This is a genomic window from Cupriavidus sp. HMR-1, from assembly GCF_000319775.1.
GTDB classification, from domain to species: Bacteria; Pseudomonadota; Gammaproteobacteria; order Burkholderiales; family Burkholderiaceae; genus Cupriavidus; species Cupriavidus metallidurans.
On record NZ_ANKP01000252.1, the window covers coordinates 90,537 to 110,319 of the forward strand.

Below are 19,783 nucleotides of genomic sequence, written 5' to 3' on the forward strand. Positions count from 1 at the left end.
CGCGGGTGGACCGAGATGCAGGCGGTTGCGCTGACAACAACATTTCTGGATTGGATTAACGACCATGTCGAACGTCATTGAAAACCTCGGCAAGCTGGACCGCAAGGTGACCCTGGCTATTCCCAAGGCCGAAGTGCAGAAGGAAACCCAGGAACGCCTGGCTCGTCTGTCGAAGACCGTGAAGATGTCCGGCTTCCGCCCGGGCAAGGTGCCGATGAAGATGGTCGAGAAGCAATATGGCCAGCAAGTCGAGTTCGAAGTGCGCTTCGACAAGGCTGCCCGCAAGTTCTTCGACATCACCCAGGCCCAGGAAGTGAAGGTGGCCGGTCAGCCGAAGTTCGACATCAAGACCGAAGGCGTGGCTGACGACGAACTGGCTTTCGAAGCCACGTTCGAGGTGTATCCGGAGGTCAAGATTGGCGACCTCGCGTCGGCCGAAGTGACCCGCACCCAGACCGAAATCGGCGATGCCGAGATTGACAAGACCGTTGACATCCTGCGCAAGCAGCGCGTGCACTTCCACGGTCGTGGCGATGCGGGTGCCCACGGTGACGGTGGCGCCGATGTGGCTGCCCAGAACGGCGACCGCGTGACGCTGGACTTCGTCGGCAAGATCGACGGCGTCGAGTTCGCTGGCGGCAAGGCCGAGGACTTCGTGTACGTGCTGGGCGAAGGCCGCATGCTGCCGGAGTTCGAAACGGCCACGCTGGGCCTGAAGGTGGGCGAAAGCAAGTCGTTCCCGCTGACGTTCCCGGCCGATTACCACGGCAAGGAAGTGGCCGGCAAGACCGCTGAATTCACGGTCACGCTGAAGAAGGTCGAGTGGGCGCACCTGCCGGAAGTGGATGACGCATTCGCCAAGTCGCTCGGCATCGCTGACGGCAGCGTGGAAAAGATGCGCGCCGACATCCGCGAAAACCTCGAGCGCGAAGTCAAGCGCCGCACGCACTCCATGCTGAAGGATCAGGTCATGGAAGCGCTGCTGAAGGTTAGCGAACTGGACGTGCCGAAGGCGCTGGTCGAGCAGGATCAGGAGCGCCTGGTGGAAATGGCCCGTCGCGACCTCGAGCAACGTGGCATGCCGAACGCCAAGGACATGCCGATTCCGGCCGAGATGTTCACCCAACAGGCCGAGCGCCGCGTGAAGCTGGGCCTGATCCTGGCTGAGATCGTCAAGGCCAACGGCCTGGAAGCCAAGCCGGACCAGATCAAGGCCGAAATCGAGGACTTCGCGAAGAGCTACGAAGACCCGAAGGAAGTCATGCGCTGGTACTACGGTGACCAGCAACGTCTGGCCGAGATGGAAGCCTACGTCCTCGAAAACAACGTGGTAAATTTCGTGTGCGACAAGGCCAAGGTCGCGGACAAGACGGTGTCGTTCGAAGAACTCACCGCCGCGCCCGCACAAGCCTGAGGTTGGGCATAAGCCGGAAGCCGCGCGAGTATGGCGCGGCGCTGGCTTGCGTCAATCGGCCTCGCGCGCTGGCCGATTGACGCCATTCCTGAATACCTGGAGAACCTGCATGACCCGCAATGATTTGCTTGATCGTCTCGCCACCACGCAGGCTTCTGCTCTGGAGACCCAGGGTCTTGGTCTGGTGCCGATGGTCGTCGAGCAGTCCGGCCGGGGCGAGCGCGCGTACGACATCTACTCGCGCCTGCTCAAGGAACGTGTCGTCTTCATGGTCGGCGAAGTGAACGACCAGACTGCCAACCTGGTAGTGGCCCAGCTTCTGTTCCTCGAAAGCGAGAATCCCGATAAGGACGTGTCGCTGTACATCAATTCGCCCGGCGGTTCGGTTTCGGCCGGTCTGGCGATCTATGACACGATGCAGTTCATCAAGCCCGATGTGCAAACGCTGTGCATGGGCATGGCGGCCAGCATGGGTGCATTCCTGCTCGCAGCCGGCGCCAAGGGCAAGCGCAGCGCGCTGCCGAACTCCCGAATCATGATTCACCAGCCGTTGGGCGGTGCGCGTGGCCAGGCTTCGGACATCGAAATCCAGGCACGCGAGATCCTGTATCTGCGCGAGCGCCTGAACAGCATCCTTTCTGAGGTGACCGGCCAGCCAGTGGAGAAGATCGCGCGCGATACTGACCGCGACAACTTCATGAGCGGCGACCAGGCCGTGGATTACGGTCTGATCGACAAGGTGATTACCCGTCGTAGTTGAGACGGATCGGCCGGTGTGCCGGCAGGCCATTCCGGGCGCGATCCAGAAAGGATTGCCCCGGGGTGGCGCCCGGTAATGCCGGGCGTGTGCTGTACGAATCCGCTCGCCGTAAATGGCGAAGGCTACACCGGAACGAGGCTGTATGCCTCGTTTTTGCGTTTTGCCCCACATGGAGGGGTTGCCGCCGACTGTGCCAATTGTTTTGGCGTATGATGCGTTTAATGCGTTTCCCACCCGGTCTCCCGCCCGGTGGGAACACACTGCTAATGTGACTGATTCCTATGGCGGACAAAAAAGGTTCATCCAGCGAGAAGCTTCTCTACTGCTCCTTCTGCGGCAAGAGCCAGCATGAGGTGAAGAAGCTGATCGCCGGCCCGTCGGTGTTCATTTGCGACGAATGCATCGACCTGTGCAACGAGATCATCCGTGACGAGGCCGCCGCGACCGACAAGGACGCCACGGCCGCCACGCGATCGGATCTGCCCACGCCCCACGAGATCCGCGAGAGCCTCGACCAGTACGTGATCGGGCAGGATCAGGCCAAGAAAATTCTGGCCGTCGCGGTCTACAACCACTACAAGCGCCTCAAGCATCTCGGCAAGAAGGACGATGTCGAGCTTTCGAAGAGCAATATTCTGCTGATCGGGCCGACTGGCTCCGGCAAGACGTTGCTTGCCCAGACGCTGGCCCGCCTGCTCAACGTGCCGTTCGTGATTGCGGACGCGACGACGCTGACGGAAGCCGGCTACGTGGGCGAGGATGTCGAGAACATCATCCAGAAGCTGCTGCAGAACTGCAATTACGAGGTGGAGAAGGCGCAGCGCGGCATCGTCTACATCGACGAAATCGACAAGATCTCGCGCAAGTCCGACAACCCGTCGATCACCCGCGACGTTTCCGGCGAGGGTGTGCAGCAGGCGCTGCTGAAACTGATCGAGGGCACGATGGCCTCGGTGCCGCCGCAAGGTGGCCGGAAGCATCCGAATCAGGACTTCCTGCAGGTGGATACCACCAATATCCTGTTCATCTGCGGCGGCGCGTTTGACGGCCTGGAGAAGGTCATCATGCAGCGCTCGGACAAGACCGGTATCGGTTTTGCCGCCCAGGTGCAGAGCAAGGAAGAGCGGGAAGTCAGCGAAGTGCTGCCGCAGACCGAGCCTGAGGATCTGATCAAGTTCGGCCTGATTCCGGAACTGATCGGTCGTCTGCCGGTGGTGGCCACGCTAGCGAAGCTGGATGAGGCTGCACTGATGCAGATTCTGATCGAGCCGAAGAACGCGCTGGTCAAGCAGTATCAGAAGCTGCTGGCCATGGAAGGCGTGGAGCTGGAAATCCGCCCGGCCGCACTGTCCGCGATCGCTCGCAAGGCCATTCGGCGCAAGACCGGTGCACGCGGCCTGCGTTCGATCCTTGAACAATCGCTGATGGACGTCATGTATGACCTGCCCAACTACAAGGGCGTCCAGAAGGTCGTGATCGACGAGAACACGATTACTGGCGACGCGGCGCCGCTCCTTGTGTATGAGGAGCAGCAGCCCAAGGTGGCGGGGTCCAACTGACGATCGCGCCGCACATGGGTGGCTTCGACCACACCGGCAAATTTCAAGCGGCCGTTCGCAGCGAAGCGAACGGCTTTTTTTCTTCAATTCCACAAACGAACGGGAGCAAACGCGGGTATGCTGTTTCACTGGGGGTCGCAAGTGCAGTTTGCAGCATGTTTTTCTGCGTACAGATTCGATGATGGGCATCTTGCAATCGAATTCCGCGACCCTATTTACGCCTTAAATGACTGACTGGGGAAAATGATGTCCGGAACACAACTCCTCCCGGCTGAGCCGATTCGCCTCCCACTGTTGCCGCTGCGCGACGTGGTGGTGTTTCCGCACATGGTGATCCCGCTGTTCGTGGGACGCCCGAAGTCCATCAAGGCGCTTGAGACTGCGATGGAGGCGGGCAAGAGCATCATGCTCGTGGCCCAGAAGACTGCGGCCAAGGATGAGCCCACCGCGGATGACCTGTACGAGGTCGGCTGCATCGCCAATATCCTGCAAATGCTGAAGCTGCCCGACGGCACCGTGAAGGTGCTGGTGGAAGGTACGCAGCGTGCAAATATCACCGAGGTGAGCGAGGACGATTCGCACTTCATGTGCGAAGCCGTGCCTGTGCCCCCCGCACCGGTTGAATCGGCCGAAACCGAGGCCCTGCGCCGCGCAATCGTGTCGCAGTTCGACCAGTACGTGAAGCTGAACAAGAAGATCCCTCCCGAGATCCTGACGTCGCTGTCCGGTATCGATGAGGCCGGTCGTTTGGCCGATACGATCGCCGCGCATCTGCCGATCAAGCTCGAGCAGAAGCAGAAGATCCTTGAAATGGTCAAGGTGACCGAGCGTCTCGAGAGCCTGCTGTCGCAGCTCGAGGGCGAGATCGACATCCTGCAGGTGGAAAAGCGCATCCGTGGCCGCGTCAAGCGCCAGATGGAAAAAAGCCAGCGCGAGTACTACCTGAACGAGCAGGTCAAGGCGATCCAGAAGGAGCTGGGCGAGGGGGAGGAAGGCGCTGATCTGGAAGAACTGGACAAGCGCATCAAGGCCGCCCGCATGCCCAAGGAGGCCAAGAAGAAGGCCGACGCCGAGTTCAAGAAGCTCAAGCTGATGTCGCCGATGTCGGCCGAGGCCACCGTCGTGCGCAACTATATCGACACGCTGGTCAGCCTGCCGTGGCGCAAGAAGAGCAAGGTCAACAACGACCTGGCCAACGCTGAGCGCGTTCTCGACGAAGACCACTATGGTCTCGAGAAGGTCAAGGAACGGATTCTCGAGTACCTTGCCGTGCAACAGCGCGTGGACAAGGTGAAGGCGCCGATCCTGTGCCTGGTCGGACCTCCGGGTGTCGGCAAGACCTCGCTTGGCCAGTCGGTCGCGCGTGCCACGAACCGCAAGTTCGTGCGTATGGCGCTGGGTGGTGTGCGTGACGAGGCCGAGATCCGCGGTCACCGTCGTACGTACATTGGATCGATGCCGGGCAAGATCCTGCAGAGCCTGTCGAAGGTCGGCGTGCGTAATCCGCTGTTCCTGCTCGACGAGATCGACAAGATGGGCATGGATTTCCGTGGCGATCCTTCGTCGGCGCTGCTCGAGGTGCTGGACCCGGAACAGAATCACACGTTCCAGGACCACTACATCGAGGTGGACTTCGATCTGTCGGATGTGATGTTCGTGGCGACGTCGAACTCGCTGAACATTCCGCCGCCGCTGCTGGACCGGATGGAAGTGATCCGCCTGTCGGGCTATACGGAGGACGAGAAGATCAACATCGCCACGCGTTATCTGTTGCCCAAGCAGATCCGTAACAACGGCCTGAAGCAGGGCGAGATCGAGGTGGCCGAAGCGGCAATCCGCGACATCATCCGCTACTACACGCGAGAAGCCGGTGTGCGTTCGCTGGAACGCGAAGTGTCGAAGATCGCTCGCAAGGTTGTGAAGATGCTGCTCCTGAAGAAGGAGTCCACGGCGGTGAAGGTGGATTCCGAGAACCTGGACAAATTCCTCGGCGTGCGCAAGTACGACTTCGGTTTAGCCGGCAAGGAAAACCAGGTGGGTCAGGTGACGGGTCTGGCGTGGACGGAAGTCGGCGGCGACCTGCTGACGATCGAAGCCGCGATCATGCCTGGCAAGGGCAACATCACGCGCACCGGTTCGCTCGGCGATGTGATGAAGGAGTCCGTCGAAGCCGCGCGTTCGGTGGTGCGTTCGCGGGCGCGTCGTCTGGGTATCGCGGATGAGATGTTTGAGAAGCGCGACATCCACATCCACGTGCCCGAGGGCGCCACGCCGAAGGATGGTCCGTCGGCCGGTATCGCGATGACGACCGCGCTGGTATCGGTGCTGACTGGCATCCCGGTGCGTGCCGATGTGGCGATGACGGGTGAAATCACGCTGCGCGGAGAGGTGCTGCCGATCGGCGGTCTCAAGGAAAAGCTGCTGGCTGCCCATCGCGGCGGTATCAAGCTGGTGCTGATCCCCGAAGAGAACGTCAAGGATCTGGCTGACATTCCGGACAACGTGAAGAACGCCATCGAGATCATGCCGGTGCGCTGGATCGACCGGGTGCTGGAACTGGCGCTCGAGCGAAAGCCCGAGCCGCTGCCTGAGGAAGATGCCAAGCCCGCCGAGGTGGCGGACAAGGCCGCATCCCAGGTGGAGCGTATCCATCACTGATCGACGCACGCGTCAGTCTGAGATGTAGTTGGGAACGCCGCAGGGTCAAACCTGCGGCGTTTTTGTTTGCGCGCCGCCTGCTGCGGCGTGTGCCTTGCGGTGCGCAGAAGAATGTTGCAATCAATGCTTGGCAAATCGAAAAGTCTCGTATTACAATCGCGGCCTCGCAACGCAAACAGCGGCAACGAAGCAGTAACCGCCGAATCGTGCGAAGCGAGATTACCCGGCAGGCAGCAGCTTGCGATGGTCTAGTGGGTGCTTAGCTCAGCTGGTAGAGCGGCGCCCTTACAAGGCGTAGGTCGGGGGTTCGAACCCCTCAGCACCCACCACTTCACCATTGCGATGCGTTGCCACTGATTGGGGCCGACACGGAGTGGTAGTTCAGTCGGTTAGAATACCGGCCTGTCACGCCGGGGGTCGCGGGTTCGAGTCCCGTCCACTCCGCCAACAAAATTAGCCCGCGTCAGCGGGCTTTTTTGTGTCCGCAATTCGGGCTTTCAGACGGGCCTCTGGCATCGGAGTGGAACGAGTCACCTGTGCGGCCTCCGCTTCGTTGGCGCGACCACTCCAGCAAGATTGACAGATTGCGGCTTCGCATCATCTCTCGACGCACATTCAAGCAGTACAACCCCTCGCTTTTGATAGAATCGCAAGGTTTGACTTTCGAGCCACCCCTTTAACCGGATCAGCATGCTTGATTTCGTACGCAACAACCGGCGCCTGATGCTTCTTCTGCTGCTGGTGCTTGTCTTCCCGTCGTTCGTATTCTTCGGCGTGGAGAGCTATTCGCGCTTCATGGACAGCTCGCACGATGCTGCCAAGGTCGACGGCCGGACCATCACCGTGCAAGAAGTCGACAACGTGGTGCGCGACCAGAGCGAACGGATGCGCCAGATGCTCGGCAACAACTACGATCCGCGCATGTTTGAAGGCCCTGCCGCGCGGCAGGCCGTGCTGGATCAGCTGATCCAGCAGCGCGTTATCTCCGAAGCCACGCAGAAGAAGCACCTGACGGTTTCCGATGCGCAGATCGCCGCAGCGATCCAGAGCATTCCCGCCATTTCCCAGCTTCGCACGGCGGACGGCAAGTTCGACGAGAAGGCCTACGTGCAGCTGCTGGCGGCGCAAGGTATGACGCCCGAGCAGCTCGACGCACGGATGCGCTTCGAACTCTCCACGCAGCAACTGGGTGGCGCCATCGGTACGACAGCTTTCGTGCCGAAGTCGCTGCTCGATCGCCTGATCGCGATTCGCGACCAGCAGCGTGATGTGCAGGCCATCGTCATCAAGCCGGCCGATTTCACGGCCAAGGTGACGCCGGACGCCGCCGCGTTGAAGGCTTACTACGATGCCCATCTGGCAGCCTACACGATGCCCGAGCAGGCCAAGGTCGAGTATCTGGTGCTGTCGGGTGATGCCCTGGCTGCCAGCCAGACGATCACACCTGATCAGTTGAAGTCGTACTACGACAGCAACATCCAGCGTTTCCGCACTGACGAGCAACGTCGCGCCAGCCACATCCTGATCGCCGCGCCGAAGGATGGCAAGGAGGCAGACCGCAAGGCCGCCAAGGAGAAGGCCGAGAAGCTGCTCGAGGATCTGCGCAAGCATCCGGACACGTTCGCCGAAGTTGCGAAGAAGAACTCGCAGGATCCGGGTTCGGCGGAGAAGGGCGGCGACCTCGGCTTCATGGGTCGTGGTGCCCTGGTCAAACCGTTTGAAGACGCGATGTTTGCGCTCAAGGATGGCCAGATCAGCGATGTCGTGGAAACCGATTACGGTTATCACATCATCAAGCTGACGGGTATCAAGCCGGCAGCGACCGAGCCGCTCGAGGCAGTGCGTCCCGAACTCGAGATCGAACTCAAGAAGCAGCTTGCTGCGAAGGCGTATACCGAGCAGGCCGATGCGTTCGGCAACATGGTGTACGAGCAGTCCGAGAGCCTCAAGCCCGCCGCCGACAAGTTCAAGCTGACGATCCAGACTGCGGACAACGTCACGCGTACGCCGAACCCGGCGCTGGGCAAGGACAACCCACTCAATAACGAGAAGGTGCTCAAGGCGCTGTTCAGCGATGACGCCATCAAGAACAAGCGCAATACGGAAGCCGTGCAGGTGGGCCCGACCACGCTGGTGTCGGCCCGCATTGTCGACTATCGTCCGGCCGCCGCGCGCAAGTTCGAAGAGGTGGAGCCGCTGGTGCGTCAGGCCTACGTTGCACAGCAGGCGGCGGAATTGGCACGCAAGGATGGCGAAGCCCGTCTCGATGCCTTGAAGAAGAGCGGTAGCGCCGATGGCTTCGGTCCGATGGTGACCGTGTCGCGTGCCAAGGCTGATGGCGTGTCGCCGAAGGCCGTCGATGCAATCATGCGTGCCGATGCCTCGAAGCTGCCTTCGCTGGTGGGTGTGGACCTCGGCGCGGATGGGTACGCGATCTACCGTATCGCCAAGGTTGGCACGCCGCCGCAGGCCAACGCGAACCAGCGTGAGGCTGACGCGCAGCAACTGGGCCAGATGGCCGGTCAGACGGAACTGGCAGCGTTCTATGACGTGCTCAAGGCCGGTGCGAAGGTGAAGATCCTGCATCCAGCCAAGACGGACGACGCGGCGGCAGCGAGCGCACCTGCTGCGAACTGACGCGACGTCGCCTGCGATGTAAAAAAGCCCCTGCGGTTGCTAGCCTGCAGGGGCTTTCTTGTATCTGGTCTCGCCGATCAGCTCGGGATGCCGTGGCGCGTACCAGCAACGCCAGCACGGCCGAAGGTCCGGTGTCTACGCCGCCTTTTTCAACAACGGCTTCAACTGCGACCAGACGTTGTCCAGCAACGTGGGCTGCGCAGCGGAGGTCGGGTGAATCCGATCGATCTGGAACCATTCGGGACGTGAGATCACGTTGTCCAGCAGGAAGGGCACCAGCGCAGCCCGTTTTTCCTTGGCCAGCTTGCTGTAGAGTGCGAAGAACCGCTCGGTGTAGTCCTGACCATAGTTCGGCGGGATTCGCATTCCTACGAGCAGCACGGTGGCGCCAGCTTGCTGGGCATCGCTGACGATTGTTCTCAGATTGGCCTCGGTGGTCTGCAACGGGAAGCCTCGCAAGGCGTCGTTGGCACCCAGCTCGACGATCACCACTGCCGGCCTGTGTCGCTTGAGCAGGTCAGGCAGGCGCGTCTTGCCACCGATTGTGGTCTCGCCACTGATGCTCGCGTTGACGACGCTATAATCGAACCGCTCCTTGCTCAGGCGGTCCTGCAGCAGGCTGACCCAGCCAGTGCCGCGTGCAATGCCGTACTCCGCCGACAGACTGTCGCCCAGTACCAGCAGCGCGGGCTTGTTGCCAGATTGCGCGTGCGCCGGCACAGCCGTCATGACGGCAGTTGCCAGTGTGATACCCAACGCCGCCAGCCATTGCCGGCGCCTACTGTTTGTCATCCTCTCTCGCATGTCCACGTCCATTCTTGCCGTCGAGTCATTGGGAAAGACCGTAGCCGATACGACCGGTTCGCTGACGATTTTGCACGACGTAACGTTTTCCGTCACGGCGGGTGAAACGTTGGCCATTGTCGGGGCGTCTGGGTCGGGCAAATCCACGCTACTTGGCCTGCTTGCCGGGCTCGATCTGCCGAGCACGGGATCGGTCCGGCTCCATGGTCAGGATCTGTTCCGGCTCGATGAAGACCAGCGTGCCGCGCTGCGCGGGCGTCACGTTGGTTTTGTGTTTCAGTCGTTCCAGCTGGTCGGCCATCTGACCGCGCTGGAGAACGTAATGCTTCCGCTCGAGTTGCGTGGTGAGACCGATCGCGTGCGCGAGCGGGCCGTCGACATGCTGGAGCGAGTAGGGCTCGGTCAGCGGCTGTCCCATTATCCGCGCACGCTTTCCGGCGGCGAGCAGCAGCGTGTGGCGTTGGCGCGCGCCTTCGTTGCGCGGCCCGATATTCTGTTTGCGGACGAGCCGACCGGCAGTCTGGACACCGCCACGGGCGAGGCGGTCATCGCGCTGATGTTCGAGCTCAATCGCGATGCCGGATCGACGCTCGTGCTGGTCACGCACGACCGTTCGGTGGCAGCGCGATGCGGCCGCATCCTGACGATCGAGGCTGGCCGTGTAGCTAGCGACGAGTTCATGGATGCGGGCGTCTGAACGGCGTAGACGGGGTTAACTGCGTGCCAGTGAGCGTCGCGCCAGCGCGATCAGCGCGGCAGTCGATGCATCGTGGGCTTCCGTGGCATTGCCACTGAGTTCGGCCTCGATCGGGCGCGCCAGGATCTTGCCGAGCTCCACGCCCCACTGATCGAACGAATTGATGTTCCAGACGATGCCTTGCACGAAGGTGCGGTGCTCATAGAGCGCGATCAGCGCGCCCAGCACGTGCGGCGTCAGGTTTTCCATCAGCAGCATGTTGCTCGGCCGATTGCCCTCGAACACCATATGCGGAATGCGCGCTACGTCGACGCCGGCCGCTTGCAGCTCTTCCGCACTGCGTCCGCGCATCAATGCCTCGGCCTGCGCAAAGCAGTTGGCTAGCAGCTTGACGTGATGGCCTGGCAGTTCGCGCGGCGGCACCAGCGGCGCGACGAAATCGACCGGCACGATCTGCGAGCCCTGATGGATCATCTGGAAGTAGGCGTGCTGGCCGTTGGTGCCAGCCGTGCCCCAGACCACTGGCGCGGTATCGGTGTCCACCGGACGACCATCGAGCTGGACCGACTTGCCGTTGCTCTCCATTTCGAGTTGCTGGAGGAACGCCGGAAACAGTTCGAGCGAGGTCGAATAGGGCGCCATGCAGCTCGTCGGCATGTTGTGGAAATTGCGATACCAGATTCCCAGCATCGCCATCACCACGGGCATGTTTTGGGCGAGCGGCGCAGTGCGGAAATGATCGTCCATCGCCCGGGCGCCGAGCAGCAGGTCCTCGAAGGCGTCGAAGCCGACGGCCAGCGCAATCGACAGGCCGACCGACGACCACAGCGAGAACCGGCCACCGATCCAGTCCCAGAATTCGAACATGTTGTTCGGGTCGATGCCGAACTCGACCACGGCATCGCGATTGGTCGATACGGCGACGAAGTGCCGCGCGAGCTGGTTCTCGGGCACGCCGTGGCGGAGGAACCAGTCCCGCATGCTGCAGGCGTTGGCCATGGTTTCGAGCGTTGTGAACGTCTTCGAACAGACGATCACCAGCGTGCGTGCCGGATCCAGGCGCTGGAGCGTTTCCGCAAGCTCGGTGCCATCCACATTCGAAACGAAGTGCACACGCGGTCCGCGCGGGTCGGCCAGGTGCGCCAGGGCGCGGCATACCATGCGTGGGCCCAGGTCAGAGCCGCCGATGCCGATGTTGACGATGTCGGTGATCCCCTGGCCCGTGGAGCCGGTCCAAACGCCACTGCGCACTCGGCCGGCAAACTCGCGCATCCGGCGGAGTACATCGTGGATGGCGGGCATGACAGACGCCCCGTCGACCTTGAACGGCGCGTCGGGCAGGGCGCGTAGCGCGACGTGCAACGCGGCACGATCTTCGGTGGCGTTGATATGTTCGCCAGCGAACATAGCGTCGCGGCGTGCCGGCACGCCGGCTTCCTCGGCAAGCTTCATCAGCAGCGCAAGGGTCTCGCCGGTGATGCGGTTCTTCGAGTAATCCAGATACAGGCCGGAGGCTTCCAGCGAGAAAGCATCGACCCGTTGAGCAGCCCCGGCTTCGGCGAACCACTGCTGCATCGGCGTCTCGCGGACGACGTCATGGTGTTGGCGAAGGGTGTTCCAGGCTTGGAGGTCAGTCGGCATTCGTTCTTGGGGGAAATCGGGCACGAACGCCTGCACGAGGCAGGCGCCAGCAAGTATATCGCCAGAATGTGATCGCAAATTCCGGAAGTGGCAGCAAAAAGTAACGAGGCTTGCCGGATTGACGGTTTCCGACGTCGGGATGTCGTTACCTTAGCAGAGGGGGACAACGCCCCCTATCGGCAATTGTCCGACGCGTGCCGCGCCGCGCGCATCACCTGAGATCACCTGGACGGCGTCTGGCGTGATCCGCGCGGCATTGTTGGTGGCAGTGCCGGGACGTTACGCACCGCCGCCGCGTAGCAACGCGTTGAAGATATCCCGGGCGGGCAGATAGAGCTCGCTGGCAGTCATGCCAGCCGGGCCCGTGCCCGACGCTACCAGCCTGTCGGCGGCACGGCCGTGAATCCAGACCGCCGCGCGCGCGGCCGCGACGATCGGCATTCCCTGGGCGATCAGGGCGCCGATCATTCCGGCCAGGACATCACCGGTGCCGGCGGTGGAGAGCGCGGCATTGCCGGTCGGATTGATCGCAGGCGGCGCGCCGTCCGGGGACGCTATCACGGTTCCGGAGCCCTTGAGCACGATCGTGGCCCGCCACCGCGTGGCCAGTGCGGCTGCGGCCTCCAGCCGGTTGCGCTGGATATCGGCCACGGTGCTGCCCAGCAGTCGCGCGGCCTCAAGCGGGTGGGGCGTCATCACGTGTGCCACACCGCTTTCGATAAGCTGCTGGGCCAGCGTGCCATCGGTAGCCAGCAGGTTGAGCGCATCCGCATCGAGCACCAGCGGCGCGGCTGTCGCCGCATTGGCGCAGATATCGATCAGTTGCGCCAGTTGCTTGCGCGCGGAGGCGCCCGTACCCATCCCAGGGCCGACCACGTAGGCCGACATCGCGCCGGGCGAAAGCTCCGTCACGGTGTGCAGCATCAACTCTGGATGAACCGGATCGATGGCGGGCGCCGGTTGCGCGAGGAATCCCACATGGACACGCCCGGCGCCCAGATACAGGGCGGCGCGCGCGCCAAGCAAAGGGGCCCCGGTCATCCCATGGCTGCCACCGATCACAGCCAGGCTGCCGAAGCTGCCTTTGTTATCCGCGTGCTCGCGTCGCGGCAGCGAATGGGAAAAACCCGGCGGCTGATTGACCACCGCCACGGGATGTTCGGCTGGCGGATAGTCGAGCCCGAGTGGTGCGATATCGACCTCGCCGGCGCAATCGCGGCCATCCAGTGTCAGCAGGCCCGGCTTGGCAGCCAGGAACGTCAGCGTGCGTTGTGCCCGGACCGCCGGGTTGCCGGCGCCGGTGTCGGCGAACAATCCGCTCGGGATATCGAGCGAGAATACCGGCAAGCGCGAGGTATTGAGATGGTCGATCCAACGCGCCATATTGCCGTCGGCCGCACGGTTGAGTCCGATCCCCAGCAATCCATCGACGATTGCCGCGCATCCATTCGGCCACGGAGGAATCCCGGTATCGGCATCGTTGGGCAGCGCCAGTAGCGGCACGCCGGCGGCGCGGGCCTCGAGCCAGGCGCGGGCCGCATCGGCGGGCAGCAGGTCGGCTTCGCCGATCAGCCATGCTTCCACGAGCCGTCCGCGCTGATGCAGGCGCATGGCGGCAACCAGCGCGTCGCCGCCGTTGTTGCCAGGGCCAGCCAGGCAGAGGATGCGGCCATTCGGCACCCATGCGTGCAGCCAGTCCGCTGCCGCAGCGCCCGCGCGGGACATCAACGTGAAAGGCGGGGTCGCGGCCAGCCCGGCGTGCTCCACGCGGCGGATCGTCGTCAGGTCGTAAAGCGGCGTAACGTCCGTGCCGGCGGGATCCAGCGCGATGCGGTCCGGCGTCGCGTCGGGGTCCGGGGATGTCGAAGGCGAGACAGTCGTGCTCATATTGGTATCAGGCGGGGCCCAGCCGGTAACGTTCGGGTGTCAGCCCATCCATGTCGATGGCTGGCCCGTCGCCTTGGCCGGCGCTGGCGGCAATCTGGTCCGCGGCAATTTTGCCCGATCCGCAGCTCATCGCCCAGCCCGTCGAGCCATGGCCGAGGTTCAGAAACAGGCCCGGCACGCGGGTGGCGCCGATCAGGGGCGGGCCGTCAGGCAGCATCGGTCGCGCCCCAGCCCAAAGCGTGGCGGCGTTGTAGTGGCCGGCTACCGGAAACCAGTCGCGCGCGACCTTGATCAGGGTTTGCAGCGCGGCAGGCCGCAGATCGAGCTTGCGCGATCCAAGCTCCGCGGTGCCCGCCACGCGCAGTCGATTGCCCATGCGCGTGATGGCCACCTTGTACGATTCATCCATCAGGGCGCCTAGCGGTGCCTGTAGTTCGTCCGTCACCATGACCGTGGCCGAGTAGCCCTTGACCGGGTAGAGCGGCAGGCGCAGCCCCAGCGGGCGCAGCAGCGTCTCGCTGCCGACGCCGGCTGCAAGCAGCACGCGGTCCGCATCGAGCACTTCCCGGGCACGGCCACCGAGCGCGGCGAGTTCGACTGTCAGGCGGCCGTCCGTCCTGCGCAACCGGGCGACTTCGGTCTGGAAACGAAACTGCACCCCCGCGGCTTCCGCGTGCTGGTGCAGTCTGCGCACAAAGATCGGGCAATTGCCGGATTCATCCTCTGGAAGATGCAGGCCGCCCGCCAGTGGCGTGTCGTCGGTCAGGCCGGGTTCGATGCGCCGGCAACCGGCGGCGTCGATGAGCTGATGCGGGACGTTGTTCTCGCGCAGCAAGGCCAATGCGGGCGATGCGAGATCAAGGTCGCGCTGTGTGCGAAACAGTTGCAGGTAGCCACGTGATTGCTCGTACTCGATCTCGAGTGCCGAGCGAAGCTCGTGCAGACAGGTGCGGCTGTAGAAGGCCACACGCTGCATCCGCAGCTTGTTGGTGCGATAGCTTTCGGGGTTGCATTCGCGCAGCCAGCGCACGATCCAGCGCCACATCGCGGGATCGGCGCTTGGGCGGAACACGACCGGCGAGGCGTGCTGGAACAGTGAGCGCACGATCTTGCCGGGCATCCCGGGCGCCGCCCAGGGCGCGACGTAGCCGGGGGCGATCACGCCCGCGTTGCCAAAGCTGGCTTCCTGCGCGGGGGCGCCGCGTCGCTCCAGTACAGTGACTTCGAAGCCGGCCTGGCGCAGGTACCAGGCCGAGCAGACGCCGATTGCGCCGGCGCCGATGATGATCACGTGCATCCGCTAGCTTTGCCCCCTTCAGGATGAAGTGCCGCTATTTGAGCTCCTTCGCCATGACCACGTCTGGCAGCCATGTCACCACGCTAGGCCACACGGTGATGATGCCGATCGCCAGCACCATCATCATGAAGAACGGCAACGACACCCTGGCGATGTAGTTGCTGTCCTTGCCAGTCATGCTCTGGAGCACGAACAGGTTGAATCCGACGGGTGGTGTGACCTCGGCGATTTCCACCAGCAACACGATGAAGATGCCAAACCATACCAGATCAAAGCCGGCGGCCTGCACCATCGGCAGGACGGTGGCCGTGGTCAGCGCGATCATCGAGATGCCGTCGAGCGCCGTGCCAAGCAGGATATAGATGATGGTCAGGACCGCGATCAGCGCCCACGGCGACAGTTGCAGCGCCGCCACCCATTCGGCCAGCGCGCGCGGAATGCCGGTGAAACTCATCGTGACCGACAGGAATGACGTCGCCCCCAGCACGAACATGATCATCGCGGTCAGCCGTGTGGCCGACATCAGGCTTTCCCAGAATGCCTTGCGCGTCAGCGAGCCGCCCGCCCACGCCAGCGCGAGCGACGCCACCACGCCATACGCGGCAGCCTCGGTAGCCGTGGAGTACCCGGCCATCATGATCCACGTGATGAACGCGATCAGGATGATGCAGGGCATGAGCTGCCGGATCGACGCTAGCCGGGCCGACCAGCCAAACGTCTCGGCCGCAGGGGTCTTCTCGGGATTCATCAGCGCCCAGACCACGATGTATCCCGAAAACAGGATCATCAGCAACAGGCCCGGCAGGAACCCGGCGAGGAATACGCGGATGATGGAGACGTCGGCGGACACCGCATACACGACCATCGTGATCGACGGCGGGATCAGAATGCCCAGCGTGCCCGCCGTCGACAGCGAGCCGAGTGTGATGCGCTCGTCGTAGCCGCGTCGGGTCAGTTCGGGCAGTGCCGACTTGGCGATCGTGGCGCAGGTAGCGGCCGACGACCCCGACACCGAACCGAAGATGCCGCAGCCGAGAATGTTGACGTGCATGAGACGGCCCGGCAGCCAGTTGAGCCACGGGGAGAGGCCATTGAACATCTGCTCGGAGAGCTTGGTGCGGAACAGGATTTCTCCCATCCACACGAACAGGGGCAGCGATGCCAGCGTGTAGGAGGCACTGGACGACCACCAGGAGTTGGCAAGGTTCACCAGCGCGTCGTGGTCGGAGAAGATCACCAGGCCAACCCACGAGGTCACGGCGATCGCCACGGGAATCCACGCGCCGATCGCCAGGAAGACGATCATCACCAGCAGCAGGATCAGGGCAACGAGAACGGTGCTCATCAGACGGTCTCCCCGAAGTCGCCAGCGGCCAGCTTGGCTTCCTGCGCGAGCTGGTAGCGCGGCTTCTGCCGGCGTACCACGCGCAGCCATTCGTCACCGACGGCCAGCAGAAAGCCGAGCGCGCCGATGACTGCAAAACTCTGCGGAATCCAGAGTGGAATCACGATCTGCCCCTGGGACACATCGCCGATATCCCAGCTTTGCCAGGCAAACGAGCCGAGCGCCCACGCCGCATAGCCGGCGAAGATCAGGCAGATGGTGAGCGAGATGACTTCCAGTAGCCAGCGGCGTTTGGTGCCGACGGCTTCCAGCAGCATCTCCACGCGCACGATGCCGCCGTGCTGAAATGTCTGACCGAGGATGAGGAAGGCGGAAGCGGCGCACAGCCACGCGACGATGTCGTCGCCGCCCTTGAGCGTGATCGAGGTCTCGCGCGAGATCGACATCGCGATCATCACGATGCAGACGGCGAGGATGCAGAGCGCGCCGAGCGCGGCGCAGACGTCAAGCAGATGGTCGAGCCAACGCTTGCGGAGGATGGGGGCTTCCATGGTGATGACGGGCTACCTGTGACGCGGGAACGGCGATGGGAGGACGCGCGCGATCAGCGGCGCGGGCCTGCTGCAATGCATGCACGAAAGCAGGCGGGCGCCACGATGGATTGTCGCGGGCCTGCTTTCGCGGATGGCGCGGATCTACTTCTTGTAGGCGTCGAGAATGGCCTTGCCATCGTCGCCGGCGCTCTTCGCCCAGTCGGCAACCATGGCTTCGCCTACCTTCTGCATGTCGGATTTGAGCTGCGGCGAAGGCGGCGCCACAGTCATGCCGTTCTTGGAGAGCGTGGCCAGATACTCGCGCGTCTTCTGTTCGGAGACCTGCCAGCCGCGCTTCTCGGCATCGGCCACGGCCTTGAGCAGAGCGTCCTGGGTGGGCTTGTCGAGCCCGTTGAAGGCCTTTTTGCTGACGACGAGCATGTTCTTGGGCAGCCACGCATCGACGGTATAGAAGTACTTCACCGACTCCCATACCTTGGTATCGACGCCCGTTGCGCCAGACGACATGAACGAGTTGACCGTGCCCGTGGCAAGCGCCTGCGCCAGGTCAGCGGCCTGGATCGTCACCGGCTGGGCGCTGACCAGCTCGGCGATCTTCGACGTTGCCGGGTTGTAGGCGCGCCATTTCAGGCCCTTCATGTCCGCCGCACTGTTCAGGGGCTTGTTCGCGTAGATGCCCTGCGGCGGCCAGGCCACCGCGTAGAGCAGTTTCATGCCCTGGCGGTCGAGTATCTTGTCAGTGACGGTTCGCGAGGCTTGCCAGAGCTTGTAGGAATCGCCATAGCTCGTGGCCAGGAAAGGCACCGCGTCGACGCCGAAGACCGGGTTTTCGTTGGCCAGCGTCGACATCAGGATTTCACCCATCTGCACCTGGCCGGTCTGCACGCCACGCTTGATCTCATTGGCCTTGAGCAGCGAGCCATTGGGATGCAGCACGATCTTGAGCTTGCCGCCGGTGGCCTTGTCGACGTCGTTGGCCATCTGCTGCAGGTTTTCCGTGTGCAGGTTGGTGGCCGGATAGCCCGTGGGCAGGTCCCACTTCGTATCCGCCCGTGCCGCCGTGGCGGTCAGCAGAATGCCTGTCACCGCCGTCGTCACCGCAACTGCCAATACCTTGACTCGCATTTCCATCTCTCCCTGATGTTGCGCGCGGGCGCCTGCCCGACTACGCGGGTTTGACTATCCTCCTGGAACTACCTGCGCCGATTCCCAGGTTGTTGGTGATCTCGGCGGTAATGCGGTAATGCGTGTCGCGGTGCGGCGGCGGCTCAGCCTCCGCGCCGTGAAGGGTGCACGAGCGATTCCAATGCAAGCGCCGTGCCCAGCAGCTGCGCATCGCGCATCGGTCCATGGGACAGCATCAGGCCGACGGGCAGTTCATCGGGCGCATGGCAGGGCAGCGACACCGAACAGCCGTCGAGAAAATTGAACGCGGACGTATTGCGCAAGAGCAGCCCATTGGTGCGGAAGAACAGGGTGTCATCTTCCACAAGCGGGGCGATCGGCGGCGCCACCATTGGCACCGTGGGGCAGACCACCGCATCGAACGGCGACATGCGAGCTTCCATGCGGGCAATCCAGTCGAGGCGGGCGCGGTGCAGCGCGATGTAGTCCGCCGCGCTCATCGCCGCGCCCCGCTCGATACGGGTTACCACGCGCCGGTCGTACAGATCGCGGTGGGTGGCGAGCAGCGCGCGATGGTGCGCGTAGGACTCGGGCGCTGAAAACCCGCCAGCGGCATTCAGGCTGGCCAGTTCGGTCAGCTCGGGCATGTCCACGTGTTCGATGCGCACGCCTGCGGCGGAAAGCCGGCCGATGGCACGGTCGAAGGCTTTCGAGACCGGTTCGTCCAGATCGTCGAGAACCAGCTGGCGCGGAATCGCCAGGCGGATCGCGGTGGCGGCCTTCATTTGCGGAATGACCGGGGCGTCGGCGATGACGCTATCCACGGCGATGCAATCGGTCAGCGTGCGCGCCATCGCACACGCGGTATCGAGCGTGTAGGACAGCGGGAACGCGCCCGTCAGCGGCACGCGGCGCGACGTGGGCTTGAAGCCGACGATGCCGCAAAGCGCGGCGGGAATGCGGATCGATCCGCCCGTGTCGCTGCCGAGGCCCGCCACCGCCGTGCCAATCGCGACCGAGACCGCCGCCCCGGATGACGATCCGCCCGGAATCCGTGCAACCGAGCTGTCGCATGGGTTGACCGGCGTGCCGAAATGGGGATTGATGCCGACGCCAGAGAAGGCGAACTCGGTCATGTTGGTGCGGCCGACCAGCGCGGCGCCGGCCGCGCGGAGCCGGGCCACCACGGTGGCATCGGCCGTCGCGGGTACGGCGTCCTGGCGGGCGGCAGACGCGGCGCGCGTGACCTCGCCCGCGATGTCGTAGAGATCCTTGACGGATACCGGCAGGCCAGCCAGTGGGTGGAGCGGCTTGCCAGCGCGGTCAGCGGCATCGGCCGCGCGGGCCACCTCGCTGGCGGCATCGAACGTGGTGTGGAGATAGACGGCGTGGCCGGCGGCGCTGG

The 19,783-nt window shown here is 63.4% G+C and carries 14 protein-coding genes and 2 tRNA genes; 8 read left to right on the forward strand and 8 right to left on the reverse strand.

What is annotated here, in order from left to right; all coding sequences use genetic code 11:
- The first annotated feature begins 64 nt into the window (after window positions 1–64).
- The 7 genes from tig to D769_RS27725 all read left to right on the forward strand — a co-directional run bounded on the left by tig (window position 65) and on the right by D769_RS27725 (window position 9,028).
- Window positions 65–1,414: a trigger factor gene (tig, locus tag D769_RS27695; RefSeq protein ID WP_008651660.1), complete on the forward strand. Its 1,350-nt coding sequence runs from the start codon at window positions 65–67 to the stop codon at window positions 1,412–1,414.
- A gap of 109 nt (window positions 1,415–1,523) precedes the next feature.
- Window positions 1,524–2,174: an ATP-dependent Clp endopeptidase proteolytic subunit ClpP gene (clpP, locus tag D769_RS27700; RefSeq protein ID WP_008651661.1), complete on the forward strand. Its 651-nt coding sequence runs from the start codon at window positions 1,524–1,526 to the stop codon at window positions 2,172–2,174.
- A 281-nt stretch (window positions 2,175–2,455) separates the two neighbouring features.
- Complete coding sequence (clpX, locus tag D769_RS27705; RefSeq protein WP_008651663.1) at window positions 2,456–3,733, forward strand: ATP-dependent Clp protease ATP-binding subunit ClpX; 1,278 nt, start codon at window positions 2,456–2,458, stop codon at window positions 3,731–3,733.
- 246 nt (window positions 3,734–3,979) lie between these two features.
- Window positions 3,980–6,391 (forward strand): endopeptidase La, encoded by a 2,412-nt coding sequence (gene lon / locus D769_RS27710; protein WP_008651665.1) that lies wholly within the window; start codon window positions 3,980–3,982, stop codon window positions 6,389–6,391.
- 253 nt (window positions 6,392–6,644) lie between these two features.
- Window positions 6,645–6,720: transfer RNA gene (locus D769_RS27715), tRNA-Val, on the forward strand.
- 41 nt (window positions 6,721–6,761) lie between these two features.
- A tRNA-Asp gene (locus tag D769_RS27720) sits at window positions 6,762–6,838 on the forward strand.
- A gap of 243 nt (window positions 6,839–7,081) precedes the next feature.
- On the forward strand, window positions 7,082–9,028 hold the full coding sequence (locus D769_RS27725) for a SurA N-terminal domain-containing protein (RefSeq protein ID WP_008651668.1): 1,947 nt from the start codon (window positions 7,082–7,084) through the stop codon (window positions 9,026–9,028).
- A 135-nt stretch (window positions 9,029–9,163) separates the two neighbouring features.
- Here D769_RS27725 and D769_RS27730 read toward each other — a convergent pair whose 3' ends face one another.
- The gene (locus tag D769_RS27730) at window positions 9,164–9,757 is read right to left on the reverse strand and encodes an arylesterase (RefSeq protein ID WP_008651670.1); all 594 of its coding nucleotides are present in this window, start codon (window positions 9,755–9,757) and stop codon (window positions 9,164–9,166) included.
- Window positions 9,758–9,830: 73 nt separating this feature from the next.
- Here D769_RS27730 and D769_RS27735 point away from each other — a divergent pair, with 73 nt between their 5' ends.
- Window positions 9,831–10,529: an ABC transporter ATP-binding protein gene (locus D769_RS27735; RefSeq protein WP_008651672.1), complete on the forward strand. Its 699-nt coding sequence runs from the start codon at window positions 9,831–9,833 to the stop codon at window positions 10,527–10,529.
- 15 nt (window positions 10,530–10,544) lie between these two features.
- On the opposite strand, the gene pgi is transcribed toward D769_RS27735, so the two are convergent.
- From pgi to D769_RS27770, 7 genes are all read right to left on the reverse strand, one after another.
- Window positions 10,545–12,170 carry a glucose-6-phosphate isomerase gene (gene pgi, locus D769_RS27740; protein WP_035882637.1) on the reverse strand — a complete coding sequence of 542 codons (1,626 nt, stop codon included), beginning with the start codon at window positions 12,168–12,170 and terminating at the stop codon, window positions 10,545–10,547.
- 279 nt (window positions 12,171–12,449) lie between these two features.
- A complete protein-coding gene (locus D769_RS27745; protein WP_008651674.1) occupies window positions 12,450–14,057 on the reverse strand; it encodes a bifunctional ADP-dependent NAD(P)H-hydrate dehydratase/NAD(P)H-hydrate epimerase in 1,608 nt (535 codons plus the stop codon).
- 7 nt (window positions 14,058–14,064) lie between these two features.
- The gene (locus D769_RS27750; protein ID WP_008651677.1) at window positions 14,065–15,354 is read right to left on the reverse strand and encodes a D-amino acid dehydrogenase; all 1,290 of its coding nucleotides are present in this window, start codon (window positions 15,352–15,354) and stop codon (window positions 14,065–14,067) included.
- Between the two features lie 34 nt (window positions 15,355–15,388).
- A complete protein-coding gene (locus D769_RS27755) occupies window positions 15,389–16,699 on the reverse strand; it encodes a TRAP transporter large permease subunit (protein ID WP_008651678.1) in 1,311 nt (436 codons plus the stop codon).
- Window positions 16,699–17,250 (reverse strand): TRAP transporter small permease, encoded by a 552-nt coding sequence (locus D769_RS27760; RefSeq protein WP_008651680.1) that lies wholly within the window; start codon window positions 17,248–17,250, stop codon window positions 16,699–16,701. Before D769_RS27760 ends, D769_RS27755 begins: the two co-directional genes overlap by 1 nt.
- A gap of 144 nt (window positions 17,251–17,394) precedes the next feature.
- Window positions 17,395–18,378 carry a TRAP transporter substrate-binding protein DctP gene (gene dctP / locus D769_RS27765; protein ID WP_008651683.1) on the reverse strand — a complete coding sequence of 328 codons (984 nt, stop codon included), beginning with the start codon at window positions 18,376–18,378 and terminating at the stop codon, window positions 17,395–17,397.
- A gap of 143 nt (window positions 18,379–18,521) precedes the next feature.
- Window positions 18,522–19,783: amidase (locus D769_RS27770; RefSeq protein WP_008651684.1), on the reverse strand; the 1,262-nt coding region annotated here is incomplete at its 5' end.

Coding starts and splice junctions, on each gene's coding strand:
- tig (WP_008651660.1), top strand. CDS start 65: ATGTCGAACGTCATTGAAAACCTCGGCAAGCTGGACCGCAAGGTGACC.
- clpP (WP_008651661.1), top strand. CDS start 1,524: ATGACCCGCAATGATTTGCTTGATCGTCTCGCCACCACGCAGGCTTCT.
- clpX (WP_008651663.1), top strand. CDS start 2,456: ATGGCGGACAAAAAAGGTTCATCCAGCGAGAAGCTTCTCTACTGCTCC.
- lon (WP_008651665.1), top strand. CDS start 3,980: ATGTCCGGAACACAACTCCTCCCGGCTGAGCCGATTCGCCTCCCACTG.
- D769_RS27725 (WP_008651668.1), top strand. CDS start 7,082: ATGCTTGATTTCGTACGCAACAACCGGCGCCTGATGCTTCTTCTGCTG.
- D769_RS27730 (WP_008651670.1), bottom strand. CDS start 9,757: ATGACGGCTGTGCCGGCGCACGCGCAATCTGGCAACAAGCCCGCGCTG.
- D769_RS27735 (WP_008651672.1), top strand. CDS start 9,831: ATGTCCACGTCCATTCTTGCCGTCGAGTCATTGGGAAAGACCGTAGCC.
- pgi (WP_035882637.1), bottom strand. CDS start 12,170: ATGCCGACTGACCTCCAAGCCTGGAACACCCTTCGCCAACACCATGAC.
- D769_RS27745 (WP_008651674.1), bottom strand. CDS start 14,057: ATGAGCACGACTGTCTCGCCTTCGACATCCCCGGACCCCGACGCGACG.
- D769_RS27750 (WP_008651677.1), bottom strand. CDS start 15,354: ATGCACGTGATCATCATCGGCGCCGGCGCAATCGGCGTCTGCTCGGCC.
- D769_RS27755 (WP_008651678.1), bottom strand. CDS start 16,699: ATGAGCACCGTTCTCGTTGCCCTGATCCTGCTGCTGGTGATGATCGTC.
- D769_RS27760 (WP_008651680.1), bottom strand. CDS start 17,250: ATGGAAGCCCCCATCCTCCGCAAGCGTTGGCTCGACCATCTGCTTGAC.
- dctP (WP_008651683.1), bottom strand. CDS start 18,378: ATGCGAGTCAAGGTATTGGCAGTTGCGGTGACGACGGCGGTGACAGGC.